Source organism: Mesorhizobium sp. M8A.F.Ca.ET.218.01.1.1 (assembly GCF_004791165.1).
Taxonomy (GTDB): Bacteria; Pseudomonadota; Alphaproteobacteria; order Rhizobiales; family Rhizobiaceae; genus Mesorhizobium.
The window spans coordinates 1-284 of sequence record NZ_SRUZ01000209.1 but is presented as its reverse complement, the minus strand read 5'-3'; the positions used below and the strand labels follow the sequence as shown (position 1 = coordinate 284).

General features: G+C 50.0%; 1 protein-coding gene. It reads right to left on the bottom strand.

The features are described from left to right. Positions 1 to 197, bottom strand: a 197-nt coding sequence (locus tag EN861_RS35045) for a hypothetical protein (RefSeq protein ID WP_189343835.1), incomplete at its 3' end; no start/stop codon positions are given. Positions 198 to 284: the final 87 nt, after the last annotated feature.

Genomic DNA, 284 nt, shown 5'->3' with positions numbered 1-284 from the left:
CTCTGAGAACTCGGAACCTCTCCAACCAATTTTTCGAACAGTTCGCTGACAAGTTGCTCTGGGTCTTTAACCAACACAGATCGAACCGGAGACAGGCGAACCTTCCCTGACCTAAGCGCCACAAATTTCTCGATTTTTTCCCTGTCCCAGCCGCTACCAAACTCATGCCTCAATCGATCTTCCATCGATTCTTTCATGTGCTGAAAATGGTTTCCAAGATCGATCTTGAACGCCTGCTCTCCACGGCTCGGTTTTTGTGAAATTTAGCCATCGCCCGCGCCGCG